At 39.0% G+C, this 13142-nt stretch carries 15 protein-coding genes; all 15 read right to left on the bottom strand.

Annotation, left to right across the window (positions count from 1 at the left end):
- Nucleotides 1-20 precede the first annotated feature (20 nt).
- Nucleotides 21-395 (bottom strand): diacylglycerol kinase family protein, encoded by a 375-nt coding sequence (locus tag ACGTNH_RS09085; RefSeq protein ID WP_394586400.1) that lies wholly within the window; start codon nucleotides 393-395, stop codon nucleotides 21-23.
- A complete protein-coding gene (gene ybeY, locus ACGTNH_RS09080) occupies nucleotides 370-837 on the bottom strand; it encodes an rRNA maturation RNase YbeY (RefSeq protein WP_394587680.1) in 468 nt (155 codons plus the stop codon). Before ybeY ends, ACGTNH_RS09085 begins: the two co-directional genes overlap by 26 nt.
- 4 nt (nucleotides 838-841) lie before the next feature.
- On the bottom strand, nucleotides 842-2959 hold the full coding sequence (locus ACGTNH_RS09075) for an HD family phosphohydrolase (RefSeq protein ID WP_394586399.1): 2118 nt from the start codon (nucleotides 2957-2959) through the stop codon (nucleotides 842-844).
- A 63-nt stretch (nucleotides 2960-3022) separates the two neighbouring features.
- Nucleotides 3023-3979 carry a PhoH family protein gene (locus tag ACGTNH_RS09070; RefSeq protein WP_394586398.1) on the bottom strand — a complete coding sequence of 319 codons (957 nt, stop codon included), beginning with the start codon at nucleotides 3977-3979 and terminating at the stop codon, nucleotides 3023-3025.
- Nucleotides 3980-3981: 2 nt separating this feature from the next.
- Complete coding sequence (yqfD, locus tag ACGTNH_RS09065) at nucleotides 3982-5166, bottom strand: sporulation protein YqfD (protein WP_394586397.1); 1185 nt, start codon at nucleotides 5164-5166, stop codon at nucleotides 3982-3984.
- Complete coding sequence (gene yqfC, locus ACGTNH_RS09060; RefSeq protein WP_394586396.1) at nucleotides 5163-5462, bottom strand: sporulation protein YqfC; 300 nt, start codon at nucleotides 5460-5462, stop codon at nucleotides 5163-5165. Before yqfC ends, yqfD begins: the two co-directional genes overlap by 4 nt.
- A gap of 67 nt (nucleotides 5463-5529) precedes the next feature.
- Nucleotides 5530-6054, bottom strand: coding sequence for a YqfB family membrane protein (locus ACGTNH_RS09055; RefSeq protein WP_394586395.1), 525 nt, complete (start codon nucleotides 6052-6054; stop codon nucleotides 5530-5532).
- 29 nt (nucleotides 6055-6083) lie between these two features.
- On the bottom strand, nucleotides 6084-7073 hold the full coding sequence (floA, locus tag ACGTNH_RS09050) for a flotillin-like protein FloA (RefSeq protein WP_188375657.1): 990 nt from the start codon (nucleotides 7071-7073) through the stop codon (nucleotides 6084-6086).
- 3 nt (nucleotides 7074-7076) lie between these two features.
- Nucleotides 7077-8423, bottom strand: a complete 1347-nt coding sequence (locus ACGTNH_RS09045) for an NfeD family protein (protein WP_394586394.1) — start codon at nucleotides 8421-8423, stop codon at nucleotides 7077-7079.
- A 118-nt stretch (nucleotides 8424-8541) separates the two neighbouring features.
- Entirely contained in the window at nucleotides 8542-8988 is a 447-nt protein-coding gene (locus ACGTNH_RS09040) for a GatB/YqeY domain-containing protein (RefSeq protein ID WP_394586393.1), read from the bottom strand.
- 20 nt (nucleotides 8989-9008) lie between these two features.
- The gene (rpsU, locus tag ACGTNH_RS09035; RefSeq protein WP_082233792.1) at nucleotides 9009-9182 is read right to left on the bottom strand and encodes a 30S ribosomal protein S21; all 174 of its coding nucleotides are present in this window, start codon (nucleotides 9180-9182) and stop codon (nucleotides 9009-9011) included.
- 125 nt (nucleotides 9183-9307) lie between these two features.
- Nucleotides 9308-9979 carry a deoxyribose-phosphate aldolase gene (deoC, locus tag ACGTNH_RS09030; protein ID WP_394586392.1) on the bottom strand — a complete coding sequence of 224 codons (672 nt, stop codon included), beginning with the start codon at nucleotides 9977-9979 and terminating at the stop codon, nucleotides 9308-9310.
- A gap of 150 nt (nucleotides 9980-10129) precedes the next feature.
- Nucleotides 10130-10876 carry a 16S rRNA (uracil(1498)-N(3))-methyltransferase gene (locus tag ACGTNH_RS09025; protein ID WP_394586391.1) on the bottom strand — a complete coding sequence of 249 codons (747 nt, stop codon included), beginning with the start codon at nucleotides 10874-10876 and terminating at the stop codon, nucleotides 10130-10132.
- A gap of 11 nt (nucleotides 10877-10887) precedes the next feature.
- A complete protein-coding gene (gene prmA / locus ACGTNH_RS09020; protein WP_394586390.1) occupies nucleotides 10888-11820 on the bottom strand; it encodes a 50S ribosomal protein L11 methyltransferase in 933 nt (310 codons plus the stop codon).
- 110 nt (nucleotides 11821-11930) lie between these two features.
- Nucleotides 11931-13058, bottom strand: a complete 1128-nt coding sequence (gene dnaJ / locus ACGTNH_RS09015) for a molecular chaperone DnaJ (RefSeq protein WP_188375651.1) — start codon at nucleotides 13056-13058, stop codon at nucleotides 11931-11933.
- Nucleotides 13059-13142: the final 84 nt, after the last annotated feature.

The following is a 13142-nucleotide window of genomic DNA, read 5'->3' as shown; positions in this document are numbered from 1 at the left end:
CTCCATCTTTTAGCATCAACCTACAACAATACCATGACTTTAGGCAAAAAGATAATTAAACCTATAACAATTGAGCTGCCTGCTGCTATTAGCACAGCTCCTGCTGCAATATCTTTAATTGTTCCTATTAATGGGTTAAATTCCGGTGCTAAAAAATCCATAATTCTCTCAATGGATGAATTAATCATTTCAAGCGTGATCACTAATGCCATAATTAAAATTAATACGATCCATTCAATAGCCGTAATCTGAAACCACGCACTGCACAAAATGACTAAAAAACTAATGAATAAATGAATTTTTAAGTTTTTTTCTTCACGCACTGCTTCCTTCAGCCCATTAAACGCATAAGACAAACCTATCCACTTTTTATGACCTTTGTAATCCGAATTCATCTAAGATATCCTCTTGTCTTACAAACATTTTCTTTTCATCTTCTTCATTCATGTGATCATATCCCAATAAATGTAAGAAACCATGCAGTGCGAGAAAAGCAAACTCTCTTTCTAAAGAATGCTTATAGTCTTCTGCTTGTTCTTTTGCTTTATCTACAGAAATGACAATATCCCCTAAGAGTACTGGTAAATCTTCATTCTGCACTTCTACTTCTCCTTCACCTAATTCCTGCATAGCGAAGGAAATGACGTCAGTTGGATTATCTTTTTGACGATAATTACGGTTTAACTCTTGGATTTCTTTATTATCAACAAAAGTTATAGATAGTTCACTTTCACCGGCTATATTCTCTTTCTCACCGGCAAATTGAATAACTCTCTCTACTAAATCTACAAATGCTTCATCAACTGAATTCGTTTCATCGTGAAAATCAATATGAATCATATTACTTTGCCTCCTTTACGGCTTCATCCTGATGTGGGTATTTTATACGTGAATGGAAGATCCCTTGAAGTGTTTCACAAATTGCATTTTCTACCTTCGATAGTTCGTTAAAGGTTAAATGGCAATCATCTAATTGTCCGTCTAATATACGGTCTTCAATAATAGAGTGAACAATGTTTTTAATCTTCTCCTGAGTAGGATCTTCAAGGGACCTGACGGCTGCTTCAACAGAATCGCAAATGCAAACGATAGCCGCTTCTTTAGATTGGGGTTTTGGACCAGGATAGCGGTATTTTTTCTCTTTCACATGCGGATCTTTTTCTTTAGCCTGATAATAAAAATACTTTAACAATGTCGTTCCATGGTGTTGTTTAGCAATATCAATAATTTCTTTAGGGAGCTTCTCTTTATTCAATAACTTCGCACCATCATATGGATGGTTGATTATTATCGTAGCACTTTCTTCGGGTTTTAGAAAATCATGAGGATTTTTTACGCCCATTTGGTTTTCTATAAAATAGTGGGGTCTAACCGTCTTACCCAGGTCATGATAATAAGCAGCCACTCTTGCAAGTAAGCCTTTCGCTCCTATAGCTTCACAAGCAGATTCACTTAAATTCGCAACCATGACACTATGGTGATAGGTCCCGGGAGCTTCCGTTAAAATTTTTCTCAGAAGCTTATGATTAGGATTCGATAATGCCAGTAGTTTATTGTCAGAAAGAATATCAAATGTGGATTCAATCAAAGGTAGTAAACCAAACGTTAAAACCACAGATAACAGGGCACTTAATATTCCATAACCTGAAAACGTTATCCAATCAGTCCATGTATACTTCTCAAAAGAAAGGAATACTGTAAAACTTAACGCCATACAATTAACTACAGCTATGCCGATTCCTGTTTTTGCAATGAACTGACGGTCACTTGTATTCCATAAGAAAAATATTCCCGCAAATTGCGAAAGCAATACATAGATACCAGCATGAGCATTTAGTGTACTAGCTACTTCCCCATTAAACAATACCGTAGCCATTAAAGCGAAAACAACGCTCATTAATAATGCAAATTTTTCGCTGCAAAGTAGTTTTATTAAAAGCGCGCCCATAGCCGCAGGCATAACGTAATAGAGCGATTCATTTGATAAGGAAAGGACGCTTACGCCTTTCATCAGACTCATAAGAATAACCGAAATGAGAACTACTACAAATAGGTGCCGAAAGGTTAATGACTCTTCTCTTATCATCTTCCTAAAGTGATAATAGAGAACAGCACCCAAAAGTAAAGAAAAGATCGCCAACCCTAAGTAAGGCATCACATTTCTTTCTTCATTTAATAATCCTGTTATTTCTAGTTCCTCATAAATGTCGCTTGTAATAATCACTCCCTCTGCCACTATGACTTCTCCCGCCTGGATCATATCAGGCTGAACTTGAGAAACTGCTTCTTTTCGAGCTTCATCAGTAGCTTCTGCATCGAAAAAAGCATTCTCTACTAAAGCAAAATTACCAAGTTCAGTTACTTGTTCTTTTAAACGATCAGGAACAGACGAATACCGTATTTTTAACAGAAGCGTCTGCTCCTTATCTTCTAAGTCTGTCGTGCGGATCCCTTCATTAAAATAAGATTGTAAAGAACCTAGAAGAACTTCTTCGCTTTGTTGCAGTTCTTCCTCAGAGGCTTGAACAAATGGAAGAAATATTTCGGTAGGTAAATCATTGGTTATATTATCTGAAAGCAAAGCATTTAATTGATCCAGCTTTTCCTCAGATGAACGGGCTTCTGACAAATTAACTTTTTCTACGGCCTCAAAAACTTCTGTTATGTACCCAAGCCTTTCTTCAGTTATCGTATGAGAGATTTGATAGTGATCTTCAACAGCTTGAGTAGCCTCTCTTATTCTTTGCTCCGTGTTCTTTTCGTTCTCAATTGTAATGGGTGAGTGGATGGTCTCATTTGCTACACTAAATTTCTCCAGGTTATAAGTTTCTGTATGTACATTCGTTGAAGCAAGTAAAAAGAAAAATAACGCTATAACAAAAGCGGTGAACATTACCTTGAACCCGGGCCCGCTTTTATTTTTAAAACGATTTATATTAGGTTTTAGATGCTTATGCAACTCACTCACCCACCTTACATATTATTCCAAAAAACGGTAATAATAAAGGCCCTTCTCTGGGCCTTAGTTTTTTTCGTACGCGTCAATAACTCGTTGAACAAGGGGGTGGCGGACGACATCAGTCTGGTCTAGATGAATGAATGCTGATCCTTTCACATGACTAAGTTTTTCTTCAGCCACTTTAAGTCCAGACGTCACTCCTTTTGGCAGGTCCACTTGAGTAATATCACCCGTTATAATCATTTTTGATCCAAAACCTAATCTCGTTAGGAACATTTTCATCTGTTCAGGTGTGGTATTCTGCGCTTCATCTAAAATAGCAAATGCGTCGTCTAACGTACGCCCTCTCATATACGCAAGGGGGGCAATCTCAATTGTCCCTCGGTCAATAAGACGTGCGGTATGTTCTGCACCAAATACATCGTGTAGAGAGTCATAAAGTGGGCGCAGATAAGGATCTACTTTTTCTTTTAAATCGCCTGGCAGGAATCCGAGGCTTTCTCCGGCCTCTACAGCAGGACGTGTTAAAATTATTCGTTTAACTTCACCATTTTTTAATGCATTAACTGCCATTACAACAGCCAAATACGTCTTACCAGTTCCTGCAGGACCAATACCAAACACAAGATCATTATTTTTTATAGCCGCAACATAGCTGCGTTGACCAAGTGTTTTTACTCGTACCGATTTACCTTTGGCATTTTTAGTGATTTCGTCTTCAAAGAGAGCTTCAAATTGATTAATTTTCCCTTTTTTAGCTAACTCAACAGCATATACAACATCTCGCTCAGTAATAGATAAACCTTTTCTTATTAATGCTAGTACAGCTAAAAGGATTTCTTCCACAAGCTTCACATGCTCAGCTTCACCGGAAACGTTCACTTGTTCGCCTCTAGAAATAATCGTCACTTTCAACTGTTCTTCAATACGTTTTAAATGGCGGTCTTCTGTGCCAAATAAAGATAAAGCTTCAGTTGGATTATTTAATTGTAGATCTATTGTTTTCAGTTCTCCTTGCATACTCAATCTCCTTGGGAAACATACTTGGTTTCTGCTATATTTTCTTCCACTTTCACTAATAGGATTAATTTTACTTTACCACGGTCCTCACTCTCGTGCAAAATTTTTTCCTCTGTAATTTCGGCGTTTTCCTCAAGCTGCATCAGAAGAGAATGCTTTGCTGTTCTCAAGGTTTCTTTTATCGAATCGTCTTCAGATAACGTGTGAAGTTTGTTTTCATTTGTAAAGGTAGTTGTTTGATTTAATTGAACTGGAACCTCCCATCCTAAAATCTTAAATCTATGGTCATAGCTTTCCTTTCTTACATTATTTTCATTCTTTCTCCAAAAACCCCATATCGGAATTGAAACTTCATTAATTACTAATGAATATGACTGGGAAGAACCTCCATCTGTTAAACCCTGCTTCTGTTTTTGGGGGCTTTCTATTTCGACTCGGTACCAAGTTTCCGCAATGACTTCTCCCTCGGATTCAATATACTTTCCACTGTCTTCTTTTAACTCACCCGTGGCTAGTAAAGTTCCCTTTTTAACTACATCATTCACTTCGACTAATGGTCGTCCTTTAGAAATAAACATCTTAGTTATTATCCCTTTTTTCGAAGCCACAATGTTGGAAGGTCGAGGTTCTTCAGCTTCATCATAGTTTGTCTGCTTTACGCCATATAACTGATAACTTGTCCCTTGTTTCTTCACTCCAACCCATAATAATTCTGGAATATCCTCCAACAGTAAACGCTGGACTTCGCGGGGCTGTTTCATTGAAAATGTTGTGGATCCTGGTTGTATTCCATACGTTTTTAATTTAGACTCCACTTCAGCTTCTAACTCTGGATCAAGCCCTGTGACCTTTATAGACCATAAAGTATTTGCCAATAAAAAAGCGGCCATGAATCCAATAATTAAAGCTGAAACGAAAGCTTTCCTGCTAATTAGACGCTTATAAAAAAAAGGAGCTCCTTTTTTAGAATTAATCTTTATTTTGCATCGATAATGTTTCCTTAGTTTTCTTATCTTTGGCCAATCCTGCCATAATATTGTCATTTGAACTTTATTATCGCTTAAGTATTTGATATTAGATAAGGTACAACCTTGGTTAACACAAGCGTGCATAAAGGCTTCTAAGACTTGTCCTTCAGCAGTAATGATTAACTTCCCTTGTAAAACTGTAAGTTGCCCTTTCTTCATTTCACCCCTCCCTCCTTCAGCTCTTTAAAATCAATTGACTGCAGTTCACCTTCCAGCAATAACTCTTCCTTTAACATCATTTTAATTCGTAAATCTTTTCCTTTAATAGACAACTCGCCCCTGCGGTATTGAATCCTTATTTCTTGATCAGAGAAATGGAGCAGACCTGTGCAATTTTCTACGTAGGCGTGTAGAGATCCAATCGTCGTAATCCGTGGAAGGTCTAGCATTACATCAGCTGGCAGGTCAAAATACTGACTCACCCAATTACGTAAATGATTTTGCCATTTTGACATGCCGCTCCCCCCTCACTTATACATACGAAAAACGCACGAATTGTATCACAACAATTCGTGCGTTTCTTTATCTTTTTCTCGGATGAGAGCTATGCGGCTTGTAGGCTCGAGGCTGCCCTAAAATTTCTGACATAACAATTCCTTCAGCCAGGCGGTTACGATTAAACTTTGTCGAATATTTTAAAGATGTTTTTTTCGTATTTGGTTCTTCTTGAACAAATACTTCCATTTTATTTTTATTTAGATCTTTTTCATCAAACGTAAATGATTCTTGCGTTCGTTCCCCTTGATAGTCTGACATCTCATCAAGGCGCTTTTGTTTCTGCTCATAATAATCCTCTATACGTCCCTTGGTATCTTGAGCAACTTCTCTTGACTGGCGCTGCAAGTCCTGCGCCTTATCCATACTCCCTCTTACTGGTTTCTGCTGCATCGGACCAGAAGGAGTTCGAGTAGGCTTAGGTTGTTTAGGAGCACCACCCTGTTTCTCAGAATCTTCCTTGTTCATACCTGAGAACCAGCTTATTAATCCTCCAATAATTGCCGCCACAATTAAGAAATTGCTAAAGATTAATTCAAATAGTTCATTCATAGCAATTCTCCTTTATTTCATGAGGAAAATTATTGATCGTCATTCTCCTTATCTTCTGATAGGTCACCTAATGTCTTTCTCATGTCTGTATCTGCATTAATGTTTTGATAATTCATGTAGTCCATAACACCCATTTTACCAGAACGAAGGGCTTCCGCAAGTGCTTGTGGTACTTCAGCTTCAGCTTCCACAACTTTAGCCTGCATTTCTTGTACTCGTGCACGCATCTCCTGCTCTTGAGCAATCGCCATCGCACGACGTTCTTCTGCTTTCGCTTGTGCAATGTTTTTATCTGCTTCGGCTTGGTCAGTCTGCAAGATGGCTCCAATGTTTTTACCGATATCAATATCAGCAATATCAATGGATAATATCTCAAAAGCTGTTCCTGCATCTAAACCTTTACCTAATACATTTTGAGAAATCATATCAGGGTTTTCAAGTACCTTATTATGATTCGTACTAGAACCAATGGTTGATACAATACCCTCACCTACACGAGCAATAACCGTATCTTCTCCAGCACCACCGACTAATCGATCAATGTTAGCACGAACAGTAATACGGGCTTTTGCTTTCACTTCGATACCGTCCATCGCTACACCGGCAATAAAAGGCGTTTCAATCACTTTAGGGTTTACACTCATTTGCACAGCTTCTAAAACGTCACGTCCTGCTAAATCAATAGCAGCAGCACGTTCAAAGCTTAACTCTATATTGGCACGCTGAGCGGCAATTAGAGCATTCACTACACGGTCTACGTTACCACCAGCTAAATAGTGGCTCTCTAATTGGTTCGTGTCTACATTTACACCTGCTTTATGAGCTTTAATCAGAGGGTTAATTACTCTGGAAGGGATGACCCTTCTTAACCTCATTCCAATCAGTGTGAAGATACTGATTTTAACTCCTGCCGCTAATGCGCTAATCCATAGCATGACTGGTATAAACGTGAATAATACCGCTAATACGATAATAATAATCCCCACGATGATAATGGGCATCAATTCTTGAATCGTCATCTCTTATTCCTCCTCTAGTTTGTTTTGTGCTCTTACTACAATTCTTGATCCTTCTGTCTTCACAATAACGATGGGCTGGTTAGCTCCTATAAAACTTCCTTCAGAAACTACATCTAACCTTTCATTATCAAATACTGCAGTGCCTGCTGGGCGAAGTGGAGTAATTGTTTCTCCTTGTAAACCAATCAACTCAAGACGTGTGACAGAAGATACATACCCTTTTTCAGTGGAAGTAGCATCGCTTAATATCACACGTTTGAAAAATCCTCTTTCTAAGCCAATTGTTTTAAATAAAATGATGGAAACTGCAATAGTAAAAATTAACGCAATCCCTATGCTCATTGCCATTTGTCCCATATCAGCCGATGAAAGCATTAAAGAAGTAACAATAGCTACAACACCAACTATTCCAAGAATCCCGCTGGATACAAAAAACTCCGCAATTATTAATCCTATGCCTAGTATAAGCAAAATAATTGCTTCATATCCTGCGAGTCCAGCAACAATGTGACCATAAAAAAACAGTACTAAAGATATAGCGCCCATTGTTCCCGGTATACCAAAGCCAGGCGAATATAATTCAACGACTAAGCCGATACTGGCTACAGATAGTAGAATAGGGATAACGACTGGATCCGTAAGAAATCGAGCAAAATTCTCAGCAGGTGTTGGGTTATTCTCCACTACTTTTGCTTCTGATAGTCCCAACTCACTAAGTAATTCGACACGATCCTGAACAATACCCTCTGCGTAGCCGACTTCCTCTGCTTGATTTGGACCAAGCGTTAAAAATTCCCCCTCTGGAGCTCCATAATCTGGTAAGTCCACAGAACTGTCAGCCATAGCTCTAGCATATAACGGATCTCTATCATTTGATTCTGCAGCAGCTACCATAGAAGAAATCCAAGCAGATTGGGCTTTCTTATCAGCAGCTGTACCATCAGAGTTAATAACACCTGACGCGCCTATAGTTGCTTGCTGCTTCATATAGATTTGATCTGCATTTAAAGCGATATATGATCCCGCAGAATATGCCTGGCTTGTAATGTACGCTGTATTTGGAACCTCTAAATCTTGTAACAGCTCACCGATTGCACCAGCAGCATCTACTCTTCCACCGGGTGTATCGATCTCAAATATGATATGATCTGCACCGTTTTCAACTGCTTCACTAGTTGTTCGCTCTAGAAAAGCTGTCATTCCTCGCTCAACTGTACTTTCAACGGGGATCACGTACACCTGATCTCCCTCACCATCCGCTTGAACGGTTGAAGAAATTTGAACAAAACATAGAAACAAGGCAAGTAAAGCGCTTGCGCAACACGTAATAAGCTGAATCGGTCTGAGCATTTCCATCACCCCCTCATTCTATCTTATCCGTTGAATAGTATCTATACGTATTTATTATAAAATAAGTTTCATAAAAATTAAAAAAGTCTCCCTTACCCTAAGGGAGACTTTCCTACAATTAAGATAATTGCTTAAGTACGAGTTGATTCACTTTGGAACCATCCGCTTTACCCTTAACTTTAGGCATCACGGCACTCATCACTCTGCCCATATCTGCTTTAGATGAGGCTCCTACTTCTTGAATGGTTTCCTGAACAATCTGATCAAGTTCTTGGTCAGATAGCTGTTGAGGCATGTATACTTGTAAAATATCAATTTCTTGATAAAGCTCTTCTACAAGATCTTCGCGTCCAGCTTCTTTAAACTCATGGAGGGAATCTTTACGCTGTTTTACCTCGCGAGATAAAACTGTAAGTTCTTCTTCTTCAGAAAGTTCATTTTTACCTAGTTTAATCGCTTCATTTTGCATAGAAGCTTTCACCATGCGAATGACTGACAGAGTCTTTTTGTCTCTAGCCTTCATCGCTGTTTTCATATCTTGGTTTAGACGTTCAGTAATAGACATCTATTTACACCCTCTTTAGATCACTTGCGCTTTCTAGCGGCCTCAGACTTTTTCTTACGGCGTACGCTAGGCTTATCGTAGTATTCACGCTTACGATATTCAGCTAATGCACCGCTTTTTGATACATCGCGCTTGAAGCGACGAAGAGCATCTTCAAGTGACTCGTTTTTACGAACGCGAGTTGTTTTTGACATGCTATTTCCCTCCCTCCGAAGCAAAAAAACTGTTTCTCTGCTTGTATGAGTGTCACCACTCATACCTTCGACAATTATATTATATTGGAAGGGTATGGTCAACTTTTTTTGAAAAAGATGTGTTTTTAATAATCAGAGGATCCTTGATCTCCATTAATAATTGCAATTCCGGCACTGGCTCCAATTCGTGTCGCACCGGCTTCAATTACCGCCTTTGCCCCTTCATAATCTCTTACCCCACCAGATGCTTTAACGCCTAAGTCAGGTCCTACAGTTTTGCGCATTAGACTAATATCTTCAACTGTCGCTCCACCACCCGAGAAGCCAGTTGAAGTTTTTACAAAATCAGCTCCACCATCTTTAGTTAGCTGAGATGCAGTAACTTTTTCTTCTTCAGAAAGCAGAGAAGTTTCAATAATTACTTTAACAAGAGCCTTACCTTCAGCCTCATTAACAACTGCTTGGATATCTTGAAGAACTAAGTCATTACGACCAGATTTTAATTCACCTAGATTAATTACCATATCTATTTCAGTAGCGCCGTTTTCGATGGCTTGGCGAGTTTCAAATACTTTTGTATCTGTAGTAGTTGCTCCTAATGGAAAACCGATAACTGTACAAACTTTAACATCTGTACCTTCTAGCAACTCCTTACAAATGCTCACCCAGTGAGGGTTTACACATACAGACATGAAATTATTTTCACGTGCTTCTTTACAAACCTGCTCAATTTTTTCTTTAGAAGTATCGGGTTTTAATTGTGTATGATCGATGAATTTCGCTAAATTTTGTTCCATATTTTATCTTCCTTTCGGCTGGTTGTACGTACATCTATTGTATCATAGCACGATTCTGATAAGAAAGCGAATTGTTATGAAAGGGTTACCATGTAAAGGGCGGTTTATTCAAATAACCCAACTCTTGATGACTCAGGAGACTATGACTATTTATTCTTCTAGTTGATAAGAGAGAGCTGATAAAAAATAAAGGGGAGCCGTTTCCATTCTAAGTATTCTAGGGCCTAAGCGAATAGCCTGAAATCCTGATTGAAGAAATGTCTCCACTTCTTTCTCAGAGAATCCCCCTTCAGGACCAAATGCAATAATAATTGAATTTCCTGGCTGAACTTTTTCAAAAATAATTTTAATTGTTTCTGAATGACCGTTTCTTGCTTCCCCTTCGTACGCTAAAATTTTGTAATCATAGCCTTCGAGGCTGACAATCTCATTTATCTTCATTAGTTTCTTCACTTCAGGTATATAGGTACGCTCAGATTGCTCACTTGCTTCTTTAGCAATTTTCTCAAGCCGCCAGATCTTTTTATCTGACTTCTTAGCATCCCATTTAGCAATCGATCGGTCAGCTTGATAAGGGATAAAAGAGTCAGCTCCTAGCTCTGTGCCTTTCTGAACCACTTGTTCTACCTTATCGCCTTTACCCAAGCTTTGGACAACAGTTACTTTAACGGGCAGTTCAATTTCTTGGGTGATCCATTCCTCTATTTTACAAAGCACTTGCTCTGAACCTTCAATCCGTAAAATTGAGCAGAGTGCTGTACCTTCATCAGGATGCACGCAAATTAGTTTATTACCTTCAACCATACGCATAACATTCACGATATGATGAACATCTTCACCCTTAATGTATACGTGAGTTTGTTCCATATTTAAAGACTCTACAAAATACCTTTGCATAACGTCACACCTTATTTCTTAGCGATAATCAAAACCCAGTCTTCCATTTTATTGGTTTCTATAATATCAAAACCTGCTTGCTTCAAACGATCTAGAACTAATTCTTTTTTACCGGAAATAATGCCCGAAGTGATAAAGTATCCATCTTTTTTCAATAGACGATAAGCATCATCTACGAACTTTATTATGATCTCTGCCAATATATTTGACACGATTAAATCAGGCTCGACCATTACATCCTTGAGCAAATCGTTTTTCTTGGAGGTAATTTGGTTCTGTACTTGATTTAATTCAGCATTATTATTCGTGCTTTTAACAGCCACTTCATCTAAATCAAAGGCATGAACATGTTTTGCACCCAGAAGAACAGAAGCTACACTTAATATGCCAGATCCAGCACCGACATCCAATACTGTGTCACCAGGACTTAAATATCGCTCTAAAGCTTGCATACTTAAAACAGTCGTAGGGTGGGTTCCTGTACCGAATGCCATGCCAGGATCCATCTCAATAATAAGCTCATCGCTGGACACAGGCTCATACTCTTCCCATGTCGGGATGATAGTAATTCGTTCAGAAATCTTTACTGGTTTGTAATATTTTTTCCATGCAGTGGCCCAATCTTCTTCGTGAATTTCATTTAAAGTAACAGCATTTTTTCCAATGTCAATATCATACATTTCCAAATTAGTCACTGACTGCTTAATAGAATCAACTGTTTCTCCGAGAAAACTGTTCATTTGTAAATATGCCTTTACATACACACCTTCTTCAGGATAATCTTGGGGGTTTAATTCGTATATTTCCCCAAGAGCCGTCTCTTCTTTAATCATGTCTCGGGGGTCCTCAATAACTACCCCGCTAGCTCCAGCTTCGTGCAATATATTAGATACTGGTTCAATCGCTTCATTCGAAGTGTGAATACAAATTTCTGACCACTTCATTATTGGATCAACTCACTTTTCTCGTAATAAGTATAAAAAAGAAAGTGCCTAGCACTCAAGGATCCGGGCAGTCCCGTACAATGATATCTGCTAGACACTCTTAGTTGAGATCAATCACCTTTAAACGCACGCTTCATTCTCTCGAAGAATGTACCATGCTGTTCTTCAGTGGCTTCATTTCCACTAATTTCATTAAATTCTCGAATTAGTTCTTTCTGTCGATCTGTAAGATTCTTTGGTGTAATCACACGAATTTTCACATGTTGGTCTCCATGTCCTCTTCCATGTACGTTCGGAGAACCTTTTTCTTTTAGACGAAAGGTTTTTCCTGTTTGCGTGCCTCCAGGGATTTTAAGTTTTACCTTTCCGTGGACAGTAGGCACTTCAATTTCATCACCTAGAGCTGCCTGAGCAAAAGTTAGGGGGATTTCACAGAAAATATGATCTCCCTCGCGTTCAAAGAATTCATGGGGCTGTACACGAATGACAACGAATAAGTCGCCTGCCGGACCACCATTTACTCCGGCTTCCCCTTTTCCAGGCACCCTAATTTGCTGCCCTTCTTCTATACCAGCTGGAATGTCAATATGAATTTTCTTACGGTTCGTTACGCGGCCATCCCCTCCACAAGTATTACACTTGTCTTTAACGATTTGACCGCTGCCTTGACAGTAATGACATACTCGTCGGTTCACAACTCTACCAAATGGGGTGTTTTGCTCTTGGTTAATTTGGCCGCTTCCCTGGCAATGTGAACAAGTTTCAGGCGATGTTCCCGGCTTAGCCCCTGACCCATCACATGTATCACACGTTTCTTCTGTAGGTATCTCGACGTCTGTACTCTTTCCAAAAATCGCCTCTTCAAACTGAAGCGTCATGGAATATTGCAGGTCTGCACCTTTTCTTGGGGCGTTAGGATCTCTTCTGCGGCCTCCACCTCCGAAGAACATATCAAAAATGTCTCCGAAACCGCCAAAGTCTTCTCCTCCGCCGCCAAAGCCACCGAAACCTTGACCTTGAGGACCTGCATGACCAAATTGATCATACTGAGCACGCTTTTGCTGATCGCTTAAAGTTTCATAAGCTTCCTTAGCTTCTTTAAACTTCTCAGATGCGTTTTCTTCTTCACTTACGTCTGGATGATATTTACGTGCTAATTTCCGGTATGCTTTCTTAATTTCATCCTTAGAAGCATCTTTAGATACACCCAGCACTTCGTAATAATCTCGTTTACTCACTTGTCGATCACTCTCCCGGACACTATTGCATAAGGTTTATATTAACACTCTCTCTTACGTTAAAGCAACTATTTAGAGAGTTGT

It is taken from the genome of Halobacillus sp. B23F22_1 (assembly GCF_043497005.1).
GTDB lineage: Bacteria > Bacillota > Bacilli > Bacillales > Halobacillaceae > Halobacillus_A.
This window is presented reverse-complemented; position numbering and strand designations above follow the sequence as displayed.

What these genes read in the sequence shown, in the direction of transcription:
- deoC (WP_394586392.1), bottom strand. Translation starts at nt 9,979, where the DNA reads ATGGAACAAAATTTAGCGAAATTCATCGATCATACACAATTAAAACCC.
- yqfD (WP_394586397.1), bottom strand. Translation starts at nt 5,166, where the DNA reads ATGAAGAAAGGGCAACTTACAGTTTTACAAGGGAAGTTAATCATTACT.
- ACGTNH_RS09025 (WP_394586391.1), bottom strand. Translation starts at nt 10,876, where the DNA reads ATGCAAAGGTATTTTGTAGAGTCTTTAAATATGGAACAAACTCACGTA.
- ACGTNH_RS09055 (WP_394586395.1), bottom strand. Translation starts at nt 6,054, where the DNA reads ATGAATGAACTATTTGAATTAATCTTTAGCAATTTCTTAATTGTGGCG.
- ACGTNH_RS09040 (WP_394586393.1), bottom strand. Translation starts at nt 8,988, where the DNA reads ATGTCTATTACTGAACGTCTAAACCAAGATATGAAAACAGCGATGAAG.
- prmA (WP_394586390.1), bottom strand. Translation starts at nt 11,820, where the DNA reads ATGAAGTGGTCAGAAATTTGTATTCACACTTCGAATGAAGCGATTGAA.
- ACGTNH_RS09070 (WP_394586398.1), bottom strand. Translation starts at nt 3,979, where the DNA reads ATGCAAGGAGAACTGAAAACAATAGATCTACAATTAAATAATCCAACT.
- yqfC (WP_394586396.1), bottom strand. Translation starts at nt 5,462, where the DNA reads ATGTCAAAATGGCAAAATCATTTACGTAATTGGGTGAGTCAGTATTTT.
- ACGTNH_RS09085 (WP_394586400.1), bottom strand. Translation starts at nt 395, where the DNA reads ATGAATTCGGATTACAAAGGTCATAAAAAGTGGATAGGTTTGTCTTAT.
- rpsU (WP_082233792.1), bottom strand. Translation starts at nt 9,182, where the DNA reads ATGTCAAAAACAACTCGCGTTCGTAAAAACGAGTCACTTGAAGATGCT.
- ACGTNH_RS09045 (WP_394586394.1), bottom strand. Translation starts at nt 8,423, where the DNA reads ATGCTCAGACCGATTCAGCTTATTACGTGTTGCGCAAGCGCTTTACTT.
- floA (WP_188375657.1), bottom strand. Translation starts at nt 7,073, where the DNA reads ATGACGATTCAAGAATTGATGCCCATTATCATCGTGGGGATTATTATT.